Origin of the sequence: uncultured Nitratireductor sp. (assembly GCF_913053745.1) — a bacterium.
Lineage (GTDB): Bacteria > Pseudomonadota > Alphaproteobacteria > Rhizobiales > Rhizobiaceae > Nitratireductor.
In genome coordinates this window covers 1-6,701 of record NZ_CAJXGF010000203.1, presented here as the reverse complement: position 1 = coordinate 6,701, position 6,701 = coordinate 1, and the positions used below count along the sequence as shown (strand labels likewise).

The following is a 6,701-nucleotide window of genomic DNA, read 5'->3' as shown; positions in this document are numbered from 1 at the left end:
GGGCCTCCCTGCTCCGGCGGGCAGAGCGTTACAGCCGAGGCGTCGACCGGGTGATCGATCCCATGATCGATCCCCTGGGGGTGGTGATCGAGGCGCAGCACAGTCCGGTCGAGGCGACGATCCGCGCCATCAATCCGATGGCCCGCATCCACCGTGCCGAGCGCGCCCGCGTAGCGCTGACAAACATTCTCGACCGCGGCGCGTTCGACCTGAAGCGCGTGCTCGACAACGACCCGCATTTCCTCGATCACGACCATCCGGATCATGTCTGCGGCCCTGATTGCGATCATGACCACGATCATGGGCACGGGCACGACCATCATCACCACGCACATGACCATGGCGCGGCATCGCCGATCCACGATGCCGGCGTAAAGTCGTTCTCGCTACGCGGTGGCGAAATGGACCCCAAGAAGTTCCTTCCCTGGCTGGAGAAGACCACGCAGATGGACGGACCGAACATTCTGCGCCTCAAGGGCATCATCGCGTTTGCGGACGACCCCGACCGTTTCGTGGTTCAGGGGGTTCACATGATTGTCGAGGGCGACCATCAGCGCCCCTGGCGGGACGACGAAAAGCGCGAGACGCGCCTCGTCTTCATCGGCCGCGATCTGGACACCGAGCGCCTGCAACGCACCTTCGAAGCCTGCCAGGCCTGACGACGCATGCCCACCATTGCTCCGCTCGACCTCGACAACCATTGCATTGCCATCGCCTGGCTGAACGACAGTCCCCATTTCGCGCTCGCCGATGGCGTGGTGCATCGTCTCGACAATGGTCACAAATGGGCAGAGGTTCATGACGGGCTTCTGGCCGCCTGCCCCGATGCAGACCATGCGCGTCTCATCACCGGCGGTGAGGATGGCCGCGTGACGGCGCTTTCGGCAGACGGCACGGTGGAAACGCTGGCCGAGATCGGCCGCAAATGGGTGACCAGCGTTGCCGCAGGCCCGCAGGGCGCGGTCGGCTTTGCCGTCGGGCGCAGCGCCCATGTGCGCTTTGCCGATGGCAAACAGCGCGAATTCCAGCACCCCCGCTCGGTGGAGGGCATCGCCTTCGCGCCAAAGGGCATGCGGCTTGCGGTCGCCCGGTACAATGGCGCGACGCTGCATTTTCCCGCAACCGACGGCAAGCCGACGGAGCTGGAATGGGCCGGCGCGCACACCGGCATCACCTTCTCGCCGGATGGAAAATTCCTCGTCACCACCATGCAGGAAAACGCCCTGCATGGCTGGAAACTGGCCGATGGCAAGCATATGCGCATGGCCGGCTATCCGGGAAAGGTGAAGTGTTTTTCGTGGAGCGCGAAGGGCAAGTGGCTCGCCACTTCCGGCGCACCGGGTGCAATCGTCTGGCCATTTCAGGCCAAGGACGGCCCCATGGGCAAGGCTCCGCTGGAGCTTGGAACACGCGGCGACACGATGGTGACGCAGGTGCGCTGCCACCCCACCGAAGAGATTGCCGCCATCGGCTATGACGATGGCATGATCCTGGCCGGGCGCTTTGCCGACCAGAAGGAGATCCTTCTACGCAGATCGGGCAAGGGCGCGATCACCGCCATGGCATGGGACAATGAAGGCCGCCGCCTTGCATTCGGCACGGAGACCGGTGAAAGCGGCGTGGTGGATATTGCGGGCTGAAATCGACACCCTGCGCCTCGATCTTCGCTTGCGGTGGGCAGCGCGTCATGTAGCCTTCTTGTCGGACCAACAGCATGAAGGAGCATGCGGTGGAGAGCAGGCAAACAGCGCAGGAGCCACCTGCCCGGCTTGAGCTCACCGCCGCGACCTATCGCCATCTTCTGAAAACGGCACACCGCCACGCGTCGCACGCATTCGAAGCGGAAGACCTGCTTCATGAAACGCTGATCGTCGCACTGACTGCCGCCAATCGCCCAGGTGTGGTGAGCCGCGCCTGGCTTCAAGGCGTCATGCGGAACGTGGCGGCAACGAGAAGGCGCTCGGCCTACCGCCGATCACGGCACGAGAACGCCGCCCTGGTTATCGAGCCCGCGGACGACAGCGAAATCCCCACGGAATTCCTCGCAAACCTGCCAAGAAGCCAGAGAATCGTCGCGCTTCTCGCGCTCGGCGGCCATACGCGCAATGAAATCCGCCACCTTCTGCGCATTTCCGATGCAAGCCTGCGCCAGCGGATTGCCGGCCTGCGCTGGCGTTGGCGCGATGCCGCCCCCAATGCCGAAACCCTTCCCGGAAAGCTTTTGGCGGGCACGCTCGCCTTCGGCACGATCCGGCAGTGCCTTCTGCCACTGACCGGGCTCAAAACCGCGTTTCTTGCGAGCCACGATCCGGACGGGAATCTTTTTGCGATACGTTTTTCTCCTTCCAAAGCTCACAAATCAGGTTCGTGCGGCAATTAGGAAACGGAACCCACACTGTAACATCAGGAGACAGACATGCTTTCCAATATCCGCATCGGCAACATCTGCTACTACGTCAATGACATCGACCGCACGGAGGCGTTTTACCGCGATGTGATCGGGCTGAATGTCGAGAGGATGGAAGGAGACGAGGAGACAGGCGACTGGCTGCTGGCCAGCATCGCGAACAACATCGATCTCATCTTCTTCAAGATGGAGTCCCGCCCTGGAAACACCCCCATTGTCGTGTTCGATCTTTCCGAAGGCGGCATCGATGATGTCGTTGCGGGTCTGGCGGAGAAAGGCGCAACCATCGTAACGCCCGTCAGCCACGCTCCGGGTGGCTGGTCGGCCGAATTTGCCGATCCGGACGGCCATGTCATGTCCGTTTACCAGTCGGAAGAGCGCCCGCGCAAAAGTGCGTAAAAGCTACCTCACGAGCACCGCTCGCAAATCGTTGACATTCGTGCCGGTCGGCCCCGGCACGAAAAGATCGCCCAGTGCATCGAACGCACCCCAGGCGTCGTGCGCGGCAAGCAGCGCCTTCGCATCATGGCCGGCAGAGCGCAGCCGCGCCACGGTGCGGTGATCGGCAAATGCGCCGGCATTCTCCTCCGACCCGTCGATGCCATCCGTATCGGCGGCGAAAGCCGAAATGCCGGGCACGCCTTCAATGCCGAGCGCCAGCGACAGAAGGAACTCGGTGTTGCGCCCGCCGCGCCCGCCGCTCTTGCCAAGCGTCACCGTGGTTTCACCGCCCGAAAGCAGCACGACGGGCTTTCGGAAAGGGCGGTCGCGCAACGCCACCTCGCGGGCGATCGCCGCGTGAACGCGTCCCACCTCGCGCGCCTCGCCCTCAATCGCATCCGACAGGATGACGGCAGGCACGCCCTGCGCTTCGGCAGCAGCCGAAGCGGCTTCCAGCGAGCGCGCGGCCGAGGCGATGACGTGAACCTCATGGCCTGCAAAACGTGGATCATCCGGCTTTGGTGCGTCTGCCGCAGGTGATGCGAGATGCTGCATCACCGCATCGGGCAGCTGCATGCCATAGGTCTCGATCACGGCAAGCGCATCCGCGCGGCTGGCCATGTCGGGCACCGTTGGCCCAGAGGAAACGAGCGCCGGATCATCGCCCGGGATGTCCGAGACGATCAACGAAACGACCCGTGCCGGATGGGCGGCAAGCGCCAGCCTGCCGCCTTTAATGGCGGAAATGTGCTTGCGCACCGTGTTCATGGCCGAGATCGGCGCGCCGGACGCCAGAAGCGCCTCGTTGACGGCCATCTCGTCTGCAAGCGTCAAATCGCCAGCCGGTGCGGGGAGCAGAGCGGAACCGCCCCCGCAAACGAGCGCAATCACCAGATCGTCCGGGCCGAGCCCGGCCACGCTGTCCAGAAGGCGCCGCGTGCCGGCGAGACCGGCCTCGTCGGGCACCGGATGCGCCGCCTCCACAATTTCGACCATGCGGGTTGGCGCGCCATAGCCGTAACGAGTGACGACAACGCCTTCCAGGGGCCCGTTCCAGGCATCTTCGAGCGCCACCGCCATCTGCGCGGCACCCTTGCCAGCGCCGACGACGATTGTGCGGCCTTTCGGCTTCGGAGGCAGAAACGCGCGAATGGTTCTTGCCGGATCGGCGGCTTCTATGGCGGCCTGGAACAGCCTTTGGAAAAAAACCTTCGGATCGATGCTGCCGTTCAAACGCGCCCCCGGTTCTATAAGGCGCTCTTGGCCGCCTCTCCCGCGACATAGGTTTCCACGATGGCGCGGTCATCGGCAAGCGTCTGGAGCAGGAAAAGCTCTTCGACCAGCGTTTCGATGCGCTCCATGCGCAGCGCCATGACCGGCGTCGCGCGCGCGTTCAGCACCACCATGTCGGCATCGGTGCCCGGTTCCAGCGTGCCAACGCGCTCCGACAGGGAAAGCGCCTCGGCATTGCCGCGCGTGATCTGCCAGAAGGAGGCGAGCGGGTTCAGCTTCTCGCCGTTGAGCGCGATCACCTTGTAACCCTCATCCATGGTGCGCAACATGGAGTAATTGGTGCCACCGCCCACATCCGTCGCCGAGGCCAAACGCAGCGGCTTCTCGCGTTTGCGATAGCGCTGATAGTCGAAAAGGCCGGAGCCGAGGAAAAGGTTTGAGGTGGGGCAGAACACGGCGACCGAGCCCGTGTCCGAAAGCACATCCGCCTCGCGCTCGGAAAGATGAATGCAATGGCCGAGAAGCGCTTTCGGCCCCAGCAGCCCATAATGCTCATAGATGCCGGTATAATCCGGCGCGTCGGGATAAAGCTCTCGCGTGAATGCGATCTCGTCGTGGTTTTCGGAAAGATGCGTCTGCATGTGCAGGTCGGGAAACGCACGCATCAGTGCTGCGGCCATCTCCATCTGTTCGGGACTGGAGGTGATGGCGAAACGCGGCGTGACGGCATAGTTGAGCCGGCCCCTGCCGTGCCATTCGCCGATCAGCGTCTTCGTGTCGTCGTAGGAGGATTGAGGCGTGTCCGTGAGCGCTTCCGGCGCGTTGCGGTCCATCATTACCTTGCCGCCGACGACACATAGATTGCGCGCCAGCGCTTCCTCAAAAAACGCTTCCGCGCTTTCCTTGTGAACCGAGCAATAGGCCGCCACCGTGGTCGTGCCGTTGCGCAGCAACTCATCGAAGAACAGCCGGGCAATGCGGCGCCCATGCTGAATGTCGGAGAACTTCGTTTCCTCCGGGAAAGTATAGTCGTTCAGCCAGTCCAGAAGCTCCGCGCCGTAGCTGGCGATCACCTGCATCTGCGGGAAATGCGCATGGGCGTCGATGAAACCCGGCAGGATGAGATGCGGACGATGATCCACCACCGCGTGCCCCGCTTCGGTTCCGGCTGCGACCTCGGCAAAGCTGCCGGATGCGAGGATGACGCCATCTTCGACCAGAACCGCGCCATCCTCTTCAAAGACATAAGCGTCGTGGTCGTCGATGCTTCGCGATTCGGCCTTGAAGGACAGAAGCCGTCCACGGATGAGTTTCTGTGCCATGTGCTAGCGCGCCTCTTCGAACCAGGTAACGATCAGCCGCCGTTCCTCCTCCGTAATGCCCGAAACATTGCCGGGCGGCATGGCGTGGCTGCGGCCTGCCTGCAGATAGATTTCGCGCGCGTGCTCGGCAATAGAAGCATCCGTGTCGAGCACAACATTCTTCGGCGGATAGGGAATGCCTTCATAGCCGGGCACCGCGGCATGGCACATGGCGCAGCGCCCCATCACCGTCTCGCGCACCGCCGGGAAATGCGTGGAGGCGACGAAGCTCTGCCCCGTCGCCGAAAGCTTTGCCTCGTCGGTCAGCACCTGTGGCACGGTGGAAAGCCACATGATGACGATGAAGAGCACGCCCGCCAGCCCCCAGGTCCAGTGCGGCGTGCCCTTGCGGGCGTGCACCGTATTGAAATAGTGGCGGATCAGCACGCCGATGATAAAGATGAGCGATGCGATCACCCAGTTGAACTGGGTGCCGAAGGCCAGCGGATAGTGGTTCGACAGCATCAGGAAGACGACGGGCAGCGTCAGATAATTGTTGTGCAGCGAGCGCTGCTTGGCCTGCATGCCAAGCTTGGGGTCGGGCGTGCGGCCCGCCTTCAGATCGGCCACCACGATCTTCTGGTTGGGAATGATGATGAGGAAGACATTCGCCGTCATGATCGTTGCGGTGAACGCGCCCAGATGCAGGAAGGCGGCACGGCCGGTGAAGAGCTGCGTATAGCCCCACGCCATCGCCACAAGGATCGCGTAAAGCACCAGCATCAGCCCCGTGTCGTTTTTACCGAGCGGCGATTTGCACAAAAGATCGTAGAGCAGCCAGCCGAGTCCGATGGAGGCGAGTGAGATGAGAATGCCGCCCCAGGCCGGCACATCGAGCACGTTGCGGTCGATCAGATAAAGATCCGCGCCCGCATAGTAGACGATGGCAAGCAGCGCGAAACCGGAGAGCCAGGTGGAATAGGATTCCCATTTGAACCAGGTCAGGTGCTCCGGCATGGAGGCGGGCGCGACCAGGTATTTCTGGATGTGATAGAAGCCGCCGCCGTGAACCTGCCACTCCTCGCCATGAACGCCCTCCGGCAGGCCCGGCCGCTTCACTAGCCCCAGATCGAGCGCGATGAAGTAAAAGGATGAGCCGATCCAGGCGATGGCGGTGATCACGTGCAGCCAGCGCACACCGAAGTTCACCCACTCCCAGAAAATCGCGAAATCGCTCATTCAACTGCCCCCGCAAAGTGAAGGCGGGCCATGGCCCGCCTTCCGTGTTCAATTCAGACCGCCAGGGATCAGGCTTCCAT

General features: G+C 62.9%; 7 protein-coding genes. 4 read left to right on the top strand and 3 right to left on the bottom strand.

Annotation, left to right across the window (positions count from 1 at the left end; translation table 11 throughout):
* The 4 genes from QZ638_RS21670 to QZ638_RS21655 all read left to right on the top strand — a co-directional run.
* Nucleotides 1–659: GTP-binding protein (locus QZ638_RS21670; protein WP_295814411.1), on the top strand; the 659-nt coding region annotated here is incomplete at its 5' end.
* Between the two features lie 6 nt (nt 660–665).
* A complete protein-coding gene (locus tag QZ638_RS21665; RefSeq protein WP_295814408.1) occupies nt 666–1,640 on the top strand; it encodes a WD40 repeat domain-containing protein in 975 nt (324 codons plus the stop codon).
* 74 nt (nt 1,641–1,714) lie between these two features.
* Complete coding sequence (locus QZ638_RS21660) at nt 1,715–2,380, top strand: sigma factor (RefSeq protein WP_295814407.1); 666 nt, start codon at nt 1,715–1,717, stop codon at nt 2,378–2,380.
* A 36-nt stretch (nt 2,381–2,416) separates the two neighbouring features.
* A complete protein-coding gene (locus QZ638_RS21655; RefSeq protein WP_295814405.1) occupies nt 2,417–2,806 on the top strand; it encodes a VOC family protein in 390 nt (129 codons plus the stop codon).
* 3 nt (nt 2,807–2,809) lie between these two features.
* Here the strand turns inward: QZ638_RS21655 and QZ638_RS21650 are convergent, their stop codons facing one another.
* The 3 genes from QZ638_RS21650 to QZ638_RS21640 are packed head-to-tail and all read right to left on the bottom strand — an operon-like array spanning nt 2,810 to nt 6,621.
* Nucleotides 2,810–4,081: a glycerate kinase gene (locus tag QZ638_RS21650; protein ID WP_295814403.1), complete on the bottom strand. Its 1,272-nt coding sequence runs from the start codon at nt 4,079–4,081 to the stop codon at nt 2,810–2,812.
* A gap of 14 nt (nt 4,082–4,095) precedes the next feature.
* Nucleotides 4,096–5,403 (bottom strand): guanine deaminase, encoded by a 1,308-nt coding sequence (guaD, locus tag QZ638_RS21645; RefSeq protein ID WP_295814400.1) that lies wholly within the window; start codon nt 5,401–5,403, stop codon nt 4,096–4,098.
* Nucleotides 5,404–5,406: 3 nt separating this feature from the next.
* A complete protein-coding gene (locus tag QZ638_RS21640; protein WP_295814396.1) occupies nt 5,407–6,621 on the bottom strand; it encodes a urate hydroxylase PuuD in 1,215 nt (404 codons plus the stop codon).
* Nucleotides 6,622–6,701: the final 80 nt, after the last annotated feature.

Bases quoted from the DNA above. Each gene is read 5' to 3' on its own strand.
- QZ638_RS21640 (WP_295814396.1), bottom strand. From the start codon at position 6,621: ATGAGCGATTTCGCGATTTTCTGGGAGTGGGTGAACTTCGGTGTGCGC.
- guaD (WP_295814400.1), bottom strand. From the start codon at position 5,403: ATGGCACAGAAACTCATCCGTGGACGGCTTCTGTCCTTCAAGGCCGAA.
- QZ638_RS21665 (WP_295814408.1), top strand. From the start codon at position 666: ATGCCCACCATTGCTCCGCTCGACCTCGACAACCATTGCATTGCCATC.
- QZ638_RS21655 (WP_295814405.1), top strand. From the start codon at position 2,417: ATGCTTTCCAATATCCGCATCGGCAACATCTGCTACTACGTCAATGAC.
- QZ638_RS21660 (WP_295814407.1), top strand. From the start codon at position 1,715: ATGAAGGAGCATGCGGTGGAGAGCAGGCAAACAGCGCAGGAGCCACCT.